Genomic DNA, 16,879 nt, shown 5'->3' on the forward strand with positions numbered 1-16,879 from the left:
TTATTTTAGCGTAGTCAACCACTAAAACAATTCATGAAAACAGGTTTAAAAGCATTTTTCACCCACTTCTTTGTGGCCGTATTTTTCGTTATTGTTGCTCTTGCATATTTTAGTCCTGTTTTACAAGGTAAAGTCATAAGTCAAAATGATATAAAATTGTTTGTTGGTATGGCCAAGGAACAAAATGATTTTCGAAAGCAGAACGACGGACAAGAACCCTACTGGACGAATAGTGCTTTTGGCGGAATGCCGACGTATCAACTAGGCGCTTATTATCCGCACGATTATGTTAAGAAGCTCGACACTTTGATTCGGTTTTTACCAAGACCTGCTGATTATCTTTTTCTTTATTTCATAGGCTTTTACATTCTCCTTTGCTGTATGAAGGTCGATTTTCGATTGGCTATTTTAGGAGCACTCGCTTTTGGATTTTCAACCTATCTCATTATTATTTTTGGCGCTGGTCATAATGCGAAGGCCCATGCTATGGGGTATTTACCGATGCTCTTAGGGGGAATTATTTTAGTTTTTCGAAAAAAGTATTTATGGGGTTTTGTATTGACTGCAATCGCCATGGGTCTTGAAATACGAGCAAACCACTACCAGATGACCTATTATTTTATGTTGCTGGTACTGATTTTGGGCATTGTTTATTTGGTGGATGCCATTCGAAATAAATATTTGAAACACTTTTTTACTTCCGTAGGAATTTTACTCGTGGCTGTAACACTGGGTATTGCCGCAAATGCAACGGGATTAATGGCAACCAAAGAATATGCCGATTGGAGTACAAGAGGACCTTCAAAGTTAACCGTCTCTCCTAATGGGAGCCCTAAAGAGAAGTCCTCGGGCTTGGACAAAGAATACATTACCCATTGGAGCTATGGAGTTACTGAATCCTTAAATCTTTTTGTACCACGATTATTCGGTGGAGCGAGCATTGAAGATTTAGGTGACGATTCAAAAACATATGATTTTTTAATAGACCAGGGTTTGCCACGTTCAAAAGCACTTCAATTTTCTAGTCAGGTACAATCATATTGGGGAGATCAACCTGGCACGGCGGGTCCAGCATATATTGGAGCAATTATTTTCTTTCTATTCATTTTAGGATTGTTCCTAGTACAGAAAAAAGCCAAGTGGTGGCTTCTTGGAGGTGTGTTAATGTCATTGTTCTTGTCTTGGGGAAAGAACTTTAGTTTGCTCACCGATTTTATGATTGATTATTTTCCGTTGTATAATAAGTTTCGAGCGGTTTCTTCCATTCAAGTAATACTGGAATTATGCGCTCCGGTATTGGCAATATTAGCTTTGGTGGCATTAATGAACCCATCCATTGATAAAGCCAAAAAGCTGAAGTCGTTTAAAATCGCATTCTTTTCGGTAATTGGTATATGTATATTACTCTTCGTTTTTAAAGGAAGTTTTTCATTTGAAGGTCCTATGGATAGGATGTTAAAAGAGAATTATGGCGATGAATTATATGCTCTGATAAAACTGGACCGAAAGGCAGTTTACAATAGCGATTTATTCCGCTCTTTTTTATTGGTATTATTGACAGCAACTCTTTTGTGGTTCTATATGAAGGAAAAGCTAAAGCAGAATATTGTAATTATCGCTTTGGGAGCATTAATTGTTTTTGACCTGGTAGGTGTTGATTTGCGTTATGTGAATAAAAAGAATTTTGTTTCGAAGAGAGCAATGAATCAACCATTTAAAGAGATGGCTCTTGATAAGGAAATCAAGAAAGATAAAAGTATTTACCGTGTTTGGGACCAGTCAGAAGGATTAGCCGGTGGTGGTCGGACTTCTTATTTTCATCAATCCATTAGTGGGTACCATGCCGCTAAACCAGCAGGTATTCAAGATTTGTTCGACTACCAAATTGAAAAGGGTAATATGGAGATTCTGAATATGCTCAATGTGAAGTATGTTGTACAACAAGATGAAGAAGGAAGGAGCTATCCTGCAATCAATCCGGAAGCTAATGGAAATGCATGGTTCGTTTCTGAACTAAAGAAAGCGAATAGCGCAGACGAAGAAATCCAATTACTTCAAGGGTTATCGTCAAAGCAGGAGGCTATCGTAAACACAAAAGACTTTCCAAATATCAATCGTTTTGCTTTTAGAATGGATTCGACCACTGCTATTAATTTGGTAACCTACAAGTCTAATCATCTGACCTATAAGTCTTTCAATAAATATGCAGGGGTTGCCGTTTTTTCAGAAATGTATTATGCTAATGGATGGAATGCATATATAGATGGAATGCCGCAAGACCACTTTAGAGTAAATTATGTACTTCGTGCTTTACGCATTCCCGAAGGCGAGCATACCATTGAATTCAAGTTTGAACCCGAAGTAGTAAAGACAGGAAGTAAAATTACCCTGGCAAGTTCTTTGTTATTAGGATTGATTGTTTTTGTGGGAATAGGATTTTCCTTTTGGAAATCAAGACGTGAAGAAGAAAATCCAGAAGCCTAATGCGAAAAGTGCTGGTCATCACCTATTATTGGCCACCAGCGGGTGGGCCTGGTGTACAACGCTGGTTGAAATTCGTTAAATATCTTCGGGATTTTGGTGTGGAACCTGTGGTTTATATTCCTGAAAACCCGAACTATCCTATCATCGACGACACTTTTGAAGATGAGATTCCTGAGGATATCACAATTTACAAACATCGCATATTTGAACCTTATCGCATTGCAAGTATTTTTTCCAAAAAGAAAACGAAACGGATAAGCTCGGGAATCATCCAGACCAAAAATCAATCTATTTTAGAAAAAATAATGCTCTGGGTGCGTGGCAATTTTTTCATTCCTGATGCCCGAAAATATTGGGTTCGTCCATCCGTAAAATTTTTATATGATGTTCTTGAGAAAGACCAAATAGATACCGTAATAACTACAGGTCCGCCACATAGTGTGCATCTCATTGGATATCATTTGAAAGAATTCAAAAAAATAAAGTGGATAGCCGATTTTCGAGACCCGTGGACATCTATAGGGTATCATAAAAAATTGAAGCTAACTAGTATGGCTCAAAACCGTCATAAAGAATTAGAGCAGTTAGTATTGACCAAGGCTAATAAAATTGTTGTAACCAGCGAAACCACAAGAAAAGAATTTCAAGCCATTACAAGGCAACCCATTGAGGTTATTACCAACGGTTTTGATAGTATAGTTACACGTAAAGTTGTTTTAGATGAGAAATTTACCATATCACATATAGGTTCCATGCTTACGGGCCGGAACCCTAAAAATCTTTGGAAGGTTATTGCTGAGTTGATTGCTGAAAATTCAGCTTTTAAAGAATCCGTGCGATTGCAATTTTTGGGTGTGCTAAGTGATGATGTATTGCAAACGCTCAAAAAGTCTGGCTTGGAAAATTACGTGGATGTGCTTGGCTATGTTTCTCATGAAGAGGCCATTCAGCACCAACAAAAATCACAAGTACTATTGTTAGTGGAAATTGATTCAGAGGAGACCAAAGGAATAATCCCAGGAAAATTATTTGAATACATGGCCGCCGAGCGACCTGTTTTGGGAGTAGGCCCAATAGGGTGGGAGGTTGCCCATATGGTGGCTTTCACAAAAACCGGGGCTATTTTCGAATATTCCGCTCATTTCCAATTGAAAAATGTACTTTTAAATTGGTTCGAACAATACCAAACCAAACAACTTAGGGTTTCGTCCGTAAGTACAAACCAATATAGTCGAAGGGAACTCACTCGAAAACTAGCGGAATATATCTAATGGGAATCGTCTTCAAACAATCTCTAAACAATACCTTAATTACCTACATCGGTTTTGGTATTGGGGCGATAAACCAACTCTTTCTTTACACGCGATTTTTAGAGGCTGAATATTTCGGCTTAGTGACAGTAATTCTCTCCGCGTCATTGATACTAATGCCCATAATGACATTTGGTGTGCAAAATACTTTGGTCAAGTATTTCAGTAGTTTTAAAGAGGAGGGGAGCTTAAATGCCTTCTTAACTCTTATGCTTTTACTTCCACTTGTTATCATAATACCTCTTTTTGGTGTTTCATATTTTGCATATGACACTATCGGAAGTTTGTTGTCGGATAAAAATCCTATAGTTGAAGATTATGTTTGGTATATCTTTTTAATTGGATTTGGCTTGGCCTATTTCGAAATATTTTATGCTTGGGCGAGGGTTCACTTAAAATCCGTTTTTGGAAATTTCATGAAGGAGATCTTCACTAGAGCAGGAACGATGCTGCTTTTAGTGCTGATTTATCTTGATGTGATCACAGTTGATTTCTTTTTGAAAGCTATGGTGGGGCTTCAATTGCTGCGCGTTTTGATAATGAAGTTTTATGCCTATTCTATTCGAATGCCTAAGCTTAATTTTCAATGGCCTGAAAATACAAGGGAAATTCTCAACTACAGTGCTTTAATAGTACTAGGGGGTTCTGCAGCGGTGGTTTTGCTAGAAATTGATAAAGTGATGCTGAATCAATTTATTGCCATTGAAAATGTAGCGTATTATGCTATTGCGACCTATATTGCCATGGTAATTATCGTGCCATCACGAAGCATGCACCAAATTACCTATCCCTTAACCGCAGAATTGATAAACAAAGGCGATAATACGGGATTAAAAACCCTGTATCAAAAGAGCTCTTTGACCCTTTTTATTGCTTCGGGAATTTTGTTCCTGCTGATTATTTTGAACTTGAATGAACTTTATCTTTTGCTTCCGGGGGAATATCGAGGTGGCTTTATTGTCGTTTTTATAATAGGATTGATAAAAGTCTATGATTCCCTTTTAGGGAATAACAATGCAATTTTATACAATTCAAAGTACTATAGAGCGGTTTTGGTGCTAGGTGTTTTATTGGCCGTTATGACCATACTTTTTAATTTGTGGTTGATTCCAGAGTATGGACTCGAAGGTGCAGCCATAGCTAGCTTTATGGCGTTCTTTATTTACAATACCATCAAGTTGATTTATGTAAAAGCTAAATTTGGAATGCTTCCGTTTACGATTGATACTTTAAAGGTTCTTATGCTTTTGCTTTGCATTGGAATCCCATTCTATTTTGTGGATTTCTCCTTCCATCCTATTGTGAATATCATTTTGAAGAGTATACCAATGCTTTTGATTTTTGTTTTTGTGGTTTACCGCTTTAAGATTTCCGAAGATGTGAATGGAGTTATTGACTCCTTTTTAAAAGCGAAGTAATATTTTCAAAATAAAAACCTCCGCAGTAGACGAATCCACTACGGAGGTAAACAACTAACCAACCTAAAAACTATCTTTATTGCCTTCCTCTACTTCGTGAAGAGGTTGAACGACTATTGTTACTTCTTGAACTTCTTGCCGGTGCTTTACGAACCGATCTAGAAGATGTACTTCTGCTAACTGTGCTTCTTGAGGTTCTAGCCGGGGCCTTTTTATAGGACCTTTGGCTTGAATTTCTATTAGCTGTACTTCTTGTAGTTCTTTGGGTAGGTCTTGCAACCGACCTTTGTGTTCTACTTGTTGTACTTCTAACATTTCTGTTTGTTCCCCTATTTACAGGTTTTCTAACAGTGGTACTTCTCTTTACTGTAGTCGTACGAGGTGTTCTTTTTACAACTTCTCTTTTGGTAACTGTTCTTTGATTAGATGCAGTTCCTTTACGGTAACCGCTATTTCTGATCGTAGTACTTCTACCATCCGATCTAGTGTTCGAACGTTTCGTTGTATTTCTTGCTACAGTTCTATTGCCTCTGTTTGAATTGCTACGTGTGGCAGTACGATTGTTTCGACTTGAATTATTGTTTCGAGCCAAGTTTCTATCACCTCTTTTAGCATTACTCCTTGTAACAGTTCTATTACTTCTAACACCTCTGCGTGCATTTTCACGAACCGCAACTCGCTTATCATTTCTATATACATTCGCTCTTTCTCTACGAACTCTATTGTATCTATGTTCCCGACCTATTCTAGCATAGGTGTTTCTTCTGTTGAATCGATACGGATTGTAAAAAGTATATCGAATCGGACTATAGAACCTTCTGTAAGGTCTGGTGTTCACAAAACAGAAACCTAAAGCAGGTCTAGCGAAGAACCCGTGAAATGGTCTATACACATAGAATCTGTTCCATCTGTTGATGTATCCTGTATGATAATCGTAGAATCCTCTATTGTTATAGTATACGAACATATTACCTACGCTATATACTCGCCCACGACGGTATCTTAAGTCAACATCACCAATTTGTGCAACGCGTCCGTAATCATCATAATAAATAGGAACATTCTCAACTTGAATTACCGCTCCGTAGTCATCATACTGTGCATAAGCACTATAGTCATAACCCGAATTAAAGGTTACATTTCTTCTGCGATTTCCGATTCGGTTATCGATGTAAAAATCGAATTCACCATCGGGGTATACTGAAAACGTAACGCCATTTTCAACAAATATGAAAGATTTGTTGTATCGATAAGCATTGCGTTCTGCAACCTTATCATCTGTTGTGCTAGCCATAATGCTAGTAGTACCTAAAATAAGTGCTGTAAAAAGTAGTACTAATTTTTTCATGATATAAGGTTTTAAATTCTGAGTGGAAATATTTACACTCGATTAGTATATACCAAACAGCGTGCCAGAAAATAAATTAAACTATAAAATATTGATTATCAGTTATATAAAATAAAGTAATTGGATAAAAACATTCTTTGTTCTTAAAAGTATTCGGTTCGAAGAAGTATTTTCTTAGCTTCCTTTGCACTTAGATATTCATGGCTAGTCTATTAAACGCAAAGAGTGCAAAGAGTGCAAAGAGTGCAAAGAGTTTTTAGATTATAAAAGAAATCAGAATTTTAAAGAAGCTTCTCTCTTAAATACCGTGCTGTGTGCGAAGTTTTACTCGTTATAATTTCTTCGGGAGTGCCAGACACAAGCAGTTGCCCGCCATTTTCTCCTCCCTCAAGACCTAAATCTATTATGTAATCTGCACATTTTATCAATTCGATATTGTGCTCAATAACGATAATTGAATGTCCCCTGGTTATTAAAGCATCAAAAGACTTAAGTAATTTCTTGATATCGTGAAAGTGCAGTCCGGTTGTAGGTTCGTCAAAAATAAAGAGCGCTTTGTCCTTCGAGTTCCCTTTTACAAGGAAAGAAGCCAATTTGATACGTTGTGCCTCACCACCAGAGAGAGTAGATGAAGATTGTCCTAAAGTAACATAACCTAAACCAACATCTTGTAAGGGCTTTAGCTTGGTTACCAGTTTGGTTTGTGAATGGGTTTCAAAAAACGAAATGGCATTATCAATGGTCATGTTCAAAACATCATCGATACTAGCATCTTCAAATTTAACTTCTAGAACTTCTTTTTTGAAGCGTTTTCCTCCACAGGTATCACATTCGAGATGAACATCGGCCATAAACTGCATTTCTACAGTTATTTGTCCTTCGCCTTTACATTTTTCGCAACGACCTCCGTCCACATTAAATGAGAAGTGTTTGGGTTGATAGGCCCGTATCTTGCTCAATTTCTGTGATGAAAACAAACTTCGAATGTCATCGTAGGCCTTGATATAAGTAACAGGATTTGAGCGAGAAGATCTCCCAATGGGATTTTGGTCAACAAATTCAACATGTTTGATATCCTTGTACTTTCCTTCAAAAGAAGTGTATTGTCCTGCTTTTTCACCATATCCACCGACTTCTTTCAAGATAATAGGATATACTATTTTTTTAACCAGGGTACTTTTTCCACTACCGGAAACTCCCGTGACCACAGTGAGCATATTTAAAGGGAAGGTAACATCGATATTTTTCAAATTATTCTCACGCGCCCCTTTGATGGCGATGAAATTTTTGGATTCCCTTCTTTTTTCAGGAATAGTAATTTCTTCAGTTCCATTAAGATAACTTGCGGTTAAAGAAGTTGATAATAAAACTTCATCTAGAGTTCCATGGGCTACGACTTCACCACCGTGAGTGCCAGCCTCTGGACCAATATCAATGACTTCATCTGCTGCTTTCATGATATCTTCATCATGCTCCACTACGATAACAGTATTTCCCAAATCACGTAGGGATTGTAAAACCTCTATTAGATTTTCTGTATCCTTTGGATGCAATCCAATACTTGGCTCATCTAAGATATACATGGAACCGACCAGGCTACTTCCTAAAGATGTAGCGAGGTTAATACGCTGACTTTCACCACCAGAAAGGCTATTTGACTTTCTATTCAAGGTCAAATAGCTCAAACCTACCTTATAAAGGAAGCCCAAACGTGTATTGATTTCCTTTAGTAAGCGGGATGCAATTTTTCCGTCGTGTTCGTTTAGATTGATTCCCTCAAAAAACTGAATTAGTTTTTCAATAGGTAGCTCGACTAAATCGGAAATGGATTTTCCATCAACTTTTACATAATCCGTTTCCGGACGCAGTCGTTTCCCTTTACAAACACCACAACGTGTTTTACCACGGTAACGTGAAAGCATTACCCGATTCTGAATTTTATAACTCTTCTCTTCCAATTGAGAGAAGAATTTATGAATTCCAATAAAATGGTCGTTACCATCCCAAACCAATTGTTTTTGTTCTTCAGATAATTCAAACCAAGGCTTATGGATAGGAAAATCAAATTTATAAGCTGAATTCACCAACTGATCACGATACCAACCCATACTTTCTCCACGCCAGGCAAAAACTGCGTTTTCGAAAATGGAGAGAGCTGTATTCGGTACCACTAAGTCTTCATCGATTCCGATAACATCGCCATAACCTTCGCATTTTGGACATGCCCCATATGGATTGTTAAAACTAAATAGATGTACATTGGGTTCTAAGAATGACATTCCATCTAACTCAAACTTATTGCTAAATAGAGATTGGTTTCCCGTACCAAGTTCTTCGATAATGCATTCTCCTTTTCCTTCGAAATAAGTCGTGTCAATTGCATTTGCCAAGCGATTATAGAAATCTTCATCATCTTTTACGATTATTCTATCTACCACTAAATGGAATTCTTTTCCAATATCTTTGGGAGCGGCGTCAATTCTTAGAACCTCTCCTTTATATTTTATTCTAGCATAGCCTTGTTTGGAAAATAATTCAAGTGATTTAAGTGAATCTCTATCTTCTTGAATTTTTATTGGAGCTAACAAAAGCATTTTTGTTCCTTCTTCGAAGCCTTTGATATGATTTACAACGTCGGTAACCGTATTTTTCTTCACTTCCTTCCCGGAAATGGGAGAGATTGTTCGTCCAATTCTGGCAAACAAAAGTTTTAAATAATCATAGATTTCTGTAGTAGTACCTACCGTTGAACGCGGGTTAGTGGAATTTACCTTCTGTTCGATAGCAATGGCTGGCGCTATTCCCTTTATATAATCAACTTTGGGTTTATCCAATTTCCCCAAGAACTGTCTAGCATATGATGAGAGACTCTCCACATAACGTCGTTGTCCTTCGGCATATAGTGTATCAAAGGCCAAACTTGATTTGCCCGAACCAGACAATCCCGTTATCACAACCAATTTATTCCTCGGAATAACAACATCGATATTTTTCAAATTATGCAATTTTGCACCTTTGATAATGATGTTTTCTTTCGGATTTATGTCGAGGATAGGGTCCATATAAAAATTATAAGATTGCAAAGATAACAATAGGGTAGTACAATAACCAGCATGACTACATCTTAAAATAGGGTATGTGGTGATTGAGTTGTTGTAAGTGTAGATATCCCATTCCAGTAGATTTATAAGTTATTTAGTCAAAGAAAACTGACTACCTGATTCTGGGTATTTTTAAGAAAAAACAGTAGTTATTTTTAGATTTTCTTTTGAAGTTTATAATTTTATCTATATTTGAGGTCTACATTAAAAATCAATTGCCTATAACGAAAGATTACTTTTTCAAAATTGGAAGAATAACCCACAAGACCTCTTTGTTCAAAAAGAGGACCCTAAGTTTAACCAAAAAAGTAATCGTTATGGAAGTACAAATTGAAGATCCCATATTAATAACGCGTTATATTGCTGGAGACGAAAGAGCTCTAGAAGCCTTGATTGATCGTCACAACCAACGTATCAGTAGTTTTATTTATTCTAAGGTAAATGACCGAGGAATAACTGAAGACATTTTTCAAGACACTTTTATTAAAGTCATTCGAACCTTAAAGCGAGGGGCTTATAATGAGGAGGGAAAGTTTTTACCATGGGTAATGCGTATCGCGCACAATCTTATTATCGACCACTTTAGAAAGAACCGAAGAATGCCCATGTATCAAGGATCAGATAGTTTTAATATATTTTCTGTTATGGGTGACGATAAATTAAATATCGAAAGTCAAATCATTAAAGATCAAATTGATACTGATTTAACCTTTCTTATAGATGAACTGCCAGCAGATCAACGTGAGGTTCTTATTATGCGTATCTATAAAGACATGAGTTTCAAAGAAATTTCTGAAAATACTGGAGTGAGTATTAATACAGCTTTGGGTAGAATGCGCTACGCTCTTATTAACCTTAGAAAGGTCATTTCTGAAAATGATATTATTTTAACGAATTAATAGACCATAGGTCGAGTGATTTAATTACATTCTTGTTTAGTTGCGTTATCTTAGGAAACAATACCAAACTAGATATGGAAAAAATTTACTCTAAAGAACAAAAACAGTGTGACTTAGTTCAAGCAAAGCCAGAAACAGTTCAATTTCTTTTGAACTTTTCAAAATCGTTAGAAATAACTGAGGTAAATGGAATTCAATTTGAATCGAATTTGAACTAAAGAGTAGAACGCTAATAGAAAAGCCCCAACAAATTTATTTGTTGGGGCTTTTCTTTTTGTATAGAATCTTAGAATACTTTTTTCCGAAAAGAAAGAACTTGCTTTTTTGGAAAATTTTCAACTTCACAAACGATGAAGCAATAAAAAGAACGATAAAAGTGAATAGTACACGTAGTCGGAGGCAACGCGTCATGTTGCTTTTTATTTTGTTGGAAAATAGAAAAGCAGCGTTTCACATCAAAAACTGAGGGTTTGACAACAATGTTTTTTTCTCTCGCCCTGATATATATAGTTTTAGGTCATAATTGAAAATCGAAGCAACTTGCTAAGATTTAAGATTAAACTCAAAAAATAACTAGATGACCCAAAAAAACCTTTCTAACAAAAAGTCCCAAACTTTTTTAAAAAAACCTGCTTTCATGAAAAACCAAATTGAAGATTCAGTTTTAGTACGAGACTACATTAGTGGAGATGAAAAATCTTTGGAAATTCTAATCAACCGACACAACCAACGAGTAACAAGTTTTATTTACTCTAAAGTTTTGGACCGTGACATTACTGAAGATATCTTTCAAGACACTTTTATTAAGGTTATTAAGACCTTAAAAAAGGGTTCTTATAGTGAAGAGGGTAAGTTTTTACCGTGGGTAATGCGAATTGCGCATAACTTAATTATCGACCACTTTAGAAAAAACAAGAGAATGCCGAAGTTTGAAGGCAATGATGACTTCAATATTTTCTCTGTTATAGGTGACGATAAGTTAAATGCTGAAAAACAAATCATAAAAAATCAAATAGATTCTGATTTAAGAGATTTAATCGAAGAGTTACCAGATGATCAGAAAGAAGTACTTTTAATGCGTATCTACAAGGATATGAGTTTTAAGGAAATATCTGAAAATACGGGAGTTAGCATTAATACAGCTTTAGGAAGAATGCGTTATGCTTTGATTAATCTTAGAAAAATCATTGAGAAGCATAACATCGTTTTAACGAATTAACATTCCGCTAAGAGAGTAAAAAACAATATTTCCATTTTAGTTGCGTTATTCTTACATAACAAGACTATACCAATATGGAAAAAATTTACTCTGAACACCAAAAGGAATGTACACTTGTTAGATCTGGGGCCGATACCGTAAGATTTCTGCTCAATTTTTCACGATCACTTCATGTGATAGAATATAAAGATCTCAAGTTTGAAAACATTTTAAACTAAAAAAGGCCGCTATAAGCGGCCTTTTTTAGTTTTATAATATTCTTCAATTACTCCTTTTCGACCAATTGTCCTTGTAATAAGGTCTTTTTCCAAATCCCACCCTCTGGCAGGAGAATATTCCCGGCCGTACCAAATGATTTGTAAGTGTAAATCATTCCATAATTCTTTTGGAAACAATCTTTTCGCATCTTTTTCTGTTTGAACCACATTTTTCCCATTTGTGAACCCCCATCGGTACATCAATCTATGAATATGGGTATCTACCGGAAAAGCAGGAATTCCAAAGGCTTGAGATACAACAACACTTGCGGTTTTGTGGCCCACAGCGGGGAATTCTTCCAATAATTCCAACTCTCGAGGAACAACACCATCGTATTTTTCAATTAGGATTTTTGAAAGCCCATGGATTCCTTTTGACTTCATAGGGGATAATCCGACGGGTTTTATAATTTCTCTTATTTCTTCAACGGAAAGTTTTACCATATCATAGGGATTGTCTGCCCTTTCAAATAGCAACGGTGTAATCTTATTTACCCGAACATCAGTGCTTTGTGCCGACATTAAGACGGCAACCAATAGAGTATAGGGGTCCTTATGATCTAATGGAACCGGAATAGTAGGATACAATTCTTGTAGTGTCTTTATTGTAAAATTGACCTTTTCTGCTTTTGTCATTTTTTGTTTAACTTTATCAGATAATAATAAAACATTAATTTAATTAGAATTGCATATGAACACATTAAAAGTAGGGGATACTGTTCCTACATTTTCTGCCACAGACCAAGATGGCAATACTATAAATTTATCTGATTATTCAGGGAAAAAATTGATTGTTTTTTTCTATCCGAAAGCAAATACACCTGGTTGTACGGTTGAGGCTTGTAATTTGAGAGATAATTACGCAGAACTACAGGCACAAGGTTACGAGTTATTAGGAGTAAGCGCAGATTCTGAAAAGAGACAGGCGAATTTTAGAAACAAATTCGAGTTCCCTTTTCCTTTGTTAGCAGATGAAGACCATACGGTTATCAATACTTTTGGTGTTTGGGGACCGAAGAAATTTATGGGTAGGGAGTATGATGGCATTCACAGAATGACATTCGTGATTAATGAAAAAGGAATCGTTTCTAAGGTAATAGAAAAAGTCAAGACTAAAGATCATGCTGCTCAGCTGCTGGATTAATCAGATTCTAAATTACATCTATCAAAAAAGCCTCAAATTTCGAGGCTTTTTCTATTAAATCATTGAATATGAGCTGTTTTACTCTTTTTCTGCTTTCTCCAATTTTTTGGCAAAAAGTTCTTTTTTCTTGATGATTTCGGCAATACCTTCTGGTAGTTGCTCTTCCCATCCCTTTTCATCATTCATAATTTTCTTAAGAACATCCCTTGAGAAAATATGCATGATTTCAGGATCGTAATCTATAATGTCCATTACTTTGCCGTTGTACTTAAAGAACTTATATAGTTCCTTCATCCTCGGATGTACCTTCACGTTATTACTGGTCATTATTTGACCGGTCTCCGCATTCTTCATAGGATATAAATAGACCTGAAGGTCTTTAAAGAAAAGCTTTCCAAAGGCTTCTAAAATGCCCCCACTTAAATGTCTGTAGTACTTTTCATCAAAGACATCTACCAAGTTATTAACGCCCATGGTAAGGCCAATACGTTGTTTAGTATAATTATTGAAATATTCAACAAGTTTATAATATTCTTGAAACTTTGATATCATCACATGCTGACCGAGTGAGCATAGAAGTTCTGCCCGATCCATGAAATCTTGTTCGTCAATCTCCCCAGAAGCTTTTAAATTGGAAAGTGTTATTTCAAAAATCACAATGGTTTTATTCATGTCCACAGTTTGATCTCGAACAAAAATATCATATGACTTTTGATACATGTCAAGATTCACCTTGGTAACAGGTCTAAAACTTCCTCGAAGCGCCAAAATATTTTTCTTATAAAGAACTGCAGCAGGTAACAGGTTATTCCCATCAGGGCCGAACATTACGGCGTCCGTCATATCATTCTTAATCAACTGAAGGCTCATCAATCGGTTGTCAACATCTTTGAAATTTGGTCCAGAGAAGTTGATCATATCTATTTCAATGGTATCCTTGTCGATATGATCATAAAGATACTTCAACATTTTCTTTGGTTTATGATACTTGTAAAAAGCACCATAAATCAGGTTAACTCCTAATATCCCTAGGGTTTCTTGTTGTAATCGAGCCTCATTTTGTTTGAAACGAACGTGAAGAATAATCTCATCAAGTTCTTTCTGTGTTGGATCCAACTGAAAACGGATTCCAATCCAGCCATGTCCTTTGTAGCGTTTTGAAAAGTCAATTGTCGCTACTGTATTGGCATAGGAGAAAAACAAGCGTTCAGGATGGCTCTCTCTACTAATACGTTCTTCCATCAAACGCATTTCATGGGAAAGCATGGTTTTTAGACGCGGTTGCGTGACATATCTACCATCTTTTTCAATGCCGTAAATCGCGTCGCTGAACTGCTTGTCGTAGGCACTCATTGCCTTGGCAATGGTTCCTGAAGCTCCACCTGACCTAAAGAAATGACGTGCGGTTTCCTGTCCGGCGCCAATTTCAGCAAAGGTCCCGTAGATATCAGGATTCAAATTTATTCGGAGTGTTTTCGCCTTAATCGAAGGAATATTTTCAAAAGCGGTATCCCTTTTTAAAACAGAAGCCATGGAGTGTGTTTTAGTTATAACAAAAATAAGAAGTTCACATAGTTTCTAAGTCATAAACGATTCAATTTTTTATAAATTATTTTCAAATCTTCTAATGTTGTGAAAACACTACTAATGTTGATAAAAACAGCATTGATGTCAGGAAATAGTTATAATTTTGAAATAGATGGGAGGCAAATTAAAAGTTACTTTTTTGGGTACGGGAACCTCACAGGGAATTCCTGTGATTGGCAGTAAACATCCTGTTTGTTTAAGTGCTAACCCAAAAGATAAGAGACTTCGTGTTTCTGTACTTCTTTCTTGGGATGATTTCAATTACGCAATTGATTGTGGCCCTGATTTTAGACAACAGATGCTTACCAATAATGTCAACAAACTTGATGGAATTCTTTTCACGCATGAGCATGCGGACCATACGGCAGGCATAGATGACATTCGACCTTACTTCTTTCGCCAGGGCGATATCCCTATTTATGCGCATGAACGTGTTGCAGCTTCTTTAAAGAAGCGGTTTGATTATATTTTTGCAGATGAGAATAGGTATCCTGGAGCTCCTGCCGTTGATCTTAATATTATTGAAAATAATCAACACTTCACCATTGGAAATACTCGAGTAGTCCCAATAGACATAGACCATAACAGATTGCAGGTCTTTGGGTTCCGCTTAAAAGATTTCACCTATTTAACTGATGTAAAACGAATGGATTCTGAAGAAATCGAAAAGGTAAGAGGAACGAAAGTTTTGGTGGTTAACGCACTTCGAGAGGAACCCCATCATTCCCATTTTAACCTAGAAGAAGCCTTGGCTTTTGTGGAAGAAGTTAAACCTGATGTAACCTATTTTACGCATATTAGTCATTTGTTGGGCTTCCATGACGAGGTGGAAAAGAAATTGCCAGAGAATGTTCATTTGGCGTACGATAATTTGGTGATTAACGTTTAGTTAGTAGCACATAGATTTCTGCCTTTGCAGAAGAGAGTCAAGCTAGGGAATGACAACAAATTAATTATTGATGAAAAAAAATATATTTCTTTACCTATTTGTTTTTACAGGTTTAATTGCATTGTATCTTTTTGTGAGCAGTGGAACACTTGCCGACACAATGAATGATAAAATCAATAAGTTGGAAGCTGAAAAAGTAATTCTACAAGATTCGGTACAACAATCACAGCTGAACTTATTGGACATGCAGTATTTCTCTTTGGAAAATAATGATGATGCTTTGGCATATTACGAGCATTTGAATATAAAGGACCCAGCAAGATATATTGCAGATAAGCTTTTAGAAACCAATGAGCAAAAAGGAAACAACCCCTTAATCCCGTATGAGGGAATGGAGAATGATTTCAAGCTGAATAAAATCAAAATCCTTAATCACAAATGGATTGTAGTTGATTTTTCCGATGGAAAATATTGGGGAGAACTACTTATTAAATATGAGTTGAAAGATGATATGGGTGTAGATTTTACAATGATGGACCATTTACTATATACTCGAAGCAATTAAATCTTATCATCCAACCACTTTTTGAAGGAATAAAAATTCTGTGGGGCTACACCATGGCCAACGGGAAACTCTTCGTAGACATGTTCAATACCCAAATTAGCTAGTAAATCAGGAGCACGTTGTGCCCATTCTGGAGGAATAACCTGATCTACTTGTCCGTGAGAAGCATAGATTTTTAATTCTTTATGCGACTTATCTCGATACCCATCCACAAGAATACCTTCATTGATATATCCACTGAGAGCAACGACGTTCTTAATTTTTTCAGGATAGGAAAGTGCAACTGCGTAACTTAAAATCGTTCCTTGACTAAAGCCTAATAAGGTGATTTTCTGCGTATCCAAGACATAGGTTTTACACGCTTCATCAATAAAAGCAACTATTTTTTCCCGCGAACTTTTTGCTTGCTCATCATCGCTCCATTTGCCATTTTGCGCATCAAAGTTGATGGCGTACCAAGCATTTCCAAAGGGCTCCATAGGGTAGGGGGCACGGACGGAAATCACACAAAATTCTTCTTGTATTTCTGGGGCAAATGAAAATAAGTCTTCTTCATTACTTCCATAACCATGAAACATGAAAAGCACAGGTGGTTTTCCTGTGGTAATACTAGAAGGACGAATTAAATGTTCTAAGGATAAAGGGGCGGTAGTCATAA

13 protein-coding genes are annotated in these 16,879 nt (G+C 36.4%); 8 read left to right on the forward strand and 5 right to left on the reverse strand.

The annotated features are described in order from the left end of the window. Positions 1-33: 33 nt before the first annotated feature. From FEE95_RS11065 to FEE95_RS11075, 3 genes are read left to right on the forward strand one after another with little or no spacing between them, the layout of a single operon-like run. Entirely contained in the window at positions 34-2,484 is a 2,451-nt protein-coding gene (locus FEE95_RS11065) for a YfhO family protein (protein WP_138658007.1), read from the forward strand. After that, the gene (locus tag FEE95_RS11070; RefSeq protein ID WP_138658008.1) at positions 2,484-3,755 is read left to right on the forward strand and encodes a glycosyltransferase family 4 protein; all 1,272 of its coding nucleotides are present in this window, start codon (positions 2,484-2,486) and stop codon (positions 3,753-3,755) included. The genes FEE95_RS11065 and FEE95_RS11070 overlap by 1 nt, the downstream gene beginning before the upstream one ends. Then, positions 3,755-5,212 (forward strand): oligosaccharide flippase family protein, encoded by a 1,458-nt coding sequence (locus FEE95_RS11075; protein WP_138658009.1) that lies wholly within the window; start codon positions 3,755-3,757, stop codon positions 5,210-5,212. Before FEE95_RS11070 ends, FEE95_RS11075 begins: the two co-directional genes overlap by 1 nt. Positions 5,213-5,288: 76 nt before the next feature. Here the strand turns inward: FEE95_RS11075 and FEE95_RS11080 are convergent, their stop codons facing one another. Together FEE95_RS11080 and uvrA are read right to left on the reverse strand one after the other, a co-directional pair. Continuing rightward, positions 5,289-6,560: a hypothetical protein gene (locus tag FEE95_RS11080; RefSeq protein ID WP_138658010.1), complete on the reverse strand. Its 1,272-nt coding sequence runs from the start codon at positions 6,558-6,560 to the stop codon at positions 5,289-5,291. 281 nt (positions 6,561-6,841) lie between these two features. Further along, positions 6,842-9,622: an excinuclease ABC subunit UvrA gene (uvrA, locus tag FEE95_RS11085; RefSeq protein ID WP_138658011.1), complete on the reverse strand. Its 2,781-nt coding sequence runs from the start codon at positions 9,620-9,622 to the stop codon at positions 6,842-6,844. A 356-nt stretch (positions 9,623-9,978) separates the two neighbouring features. Between uvrA and FEE95_RS11090 the strand changes: the two genes are divergently transcribed. Next, a complete protein-coding gene (locus FEE95_RS11090) occupies positions 9,979-10,560 on the forward strand; it encodes a sigma-70 family RNA polymerase sigma factor (RefSeq protein ID WP_138658012.1) in 582 nt (193 codons plus the stop codon). A 637-nt stretch (positions 10,561-11,197) separates the two neighbouring features. Next, positions 11,198-11,779, forward strand: a complete 582-nt coding sequence (locus tag FEE95_RS11095; protein ID WP_138658013.1) for an RNA polymerase sigma factor — start codon at positions 11,198-11,200, stop codon at positions 11,777-11,779. Between the two features lie 227 nt (positions 11,780-12,006). On the opposite strand, the gene FEE95_RS11100 is transcribed toward FEE95_RS11095, so the two are convergent. Continuing rightward, positions 12,007-12,672, reverse strand: a complete 666-nt coding sequence (locus FEE95_RS11100; protein WP_138658014.1) for an endonuclease III domain-containing protein — start codon at positions 12,670-12,672, stop codon at positions 12,007-12,009. A gap of 55 nt (positions 12,673-12,727) precedes the next feature. Between FEE95_RS11100 and bcp the strand changes: the two genes are divergently transcribed. Beyond that, the gene (bcp, locus tag FEE95_RS11105) at positions 12,728-13,180 is read left to right on the forward strand and encodes a thioredoxin-dependent thiol peroxidase (protein ID WP_138658015.1); all 453 of its coding nucleotides are present in this window, start codon (positions 12,728-12,730) and stop codon (positions 13,178-13,180) included. A gap of 78 nt (positions 13,181-13,258) precedes the next feature. Here bcp and FEE95_RS11110 read toward each other — a convergent pair whose 3' ends face one another. Beyond that, positions 13,259-14,713, reverse strand: coding sequence for a TonB-dependent receptor (locus FEE95_RS11110; protein WP_138658016.1), 1,455 nt, complete (start codon positions 14,711-14,713; stop codon positions 13,259-13,261). A gap of 166 nt (positions 14,714-14,879) precedes the next feature. On the opposite strand from FEE95_RS11110, the gene FEE95_RS11115 reads away from it, so the two are divergent. Together FEE95_RS11115 and FEE95_RS11120 are read left to right on the forward strand one after the other, a co-directional pair. Beyond that, positions 14,880-15,656 carry an MBL fold metallo-hydrolase gene (locus FEE95_RS11115; RefSeq protein WP_138658017.1) on the forward strand — a complete coding sequence of 259 codons (777 nt, stop codon included), beginning with the start codon at positions 14,880-14,882 and terminating at the stop codon, positions 15,654-15,656. Positions 15,657-15,726: 70 nt separating this feature from the next. Then, positions 15,727-16,221: a hydrolase gene (locus tag FEE95_RS11120; protein WP_138658018.1), complete on the forward strand. Its 495-nt coding sequence runs from the start codon at positions 15,727-15,729 to the stop codon at positions 16,219-16,221. Here the strand turns inward: FEE95_RS11120 and FEE95_RS11125 are convergent. Then, positions 16,218-16,877 (reverse strand): alpha/beta hydrolase, encoded by a 660-nt coding sequence (locus FEE95_RS11125; RefSeq protein ID WP_138658019.1) that lies wholly within the window; start codon positions 16,875-16,877, stop codon positions 16,218-16,220. The two genes, FEE95_RS11120 and FEE95_RS11125, sit on opposite strands and share 4 nt — an antisense overlap. Positions 16,878-16,879 lie beyond the last annotated feature (2 nt).

The organism is Maribacter algarum (ex Zhang et al. 2020) (assembly GCF_005885635.1).
GTDB lineage: Bacteria > Bacteroidota > Bacteroidia > Flavobacteriales > Flavobacteriaceae > Maribacter_C > Maribacter_C algarum.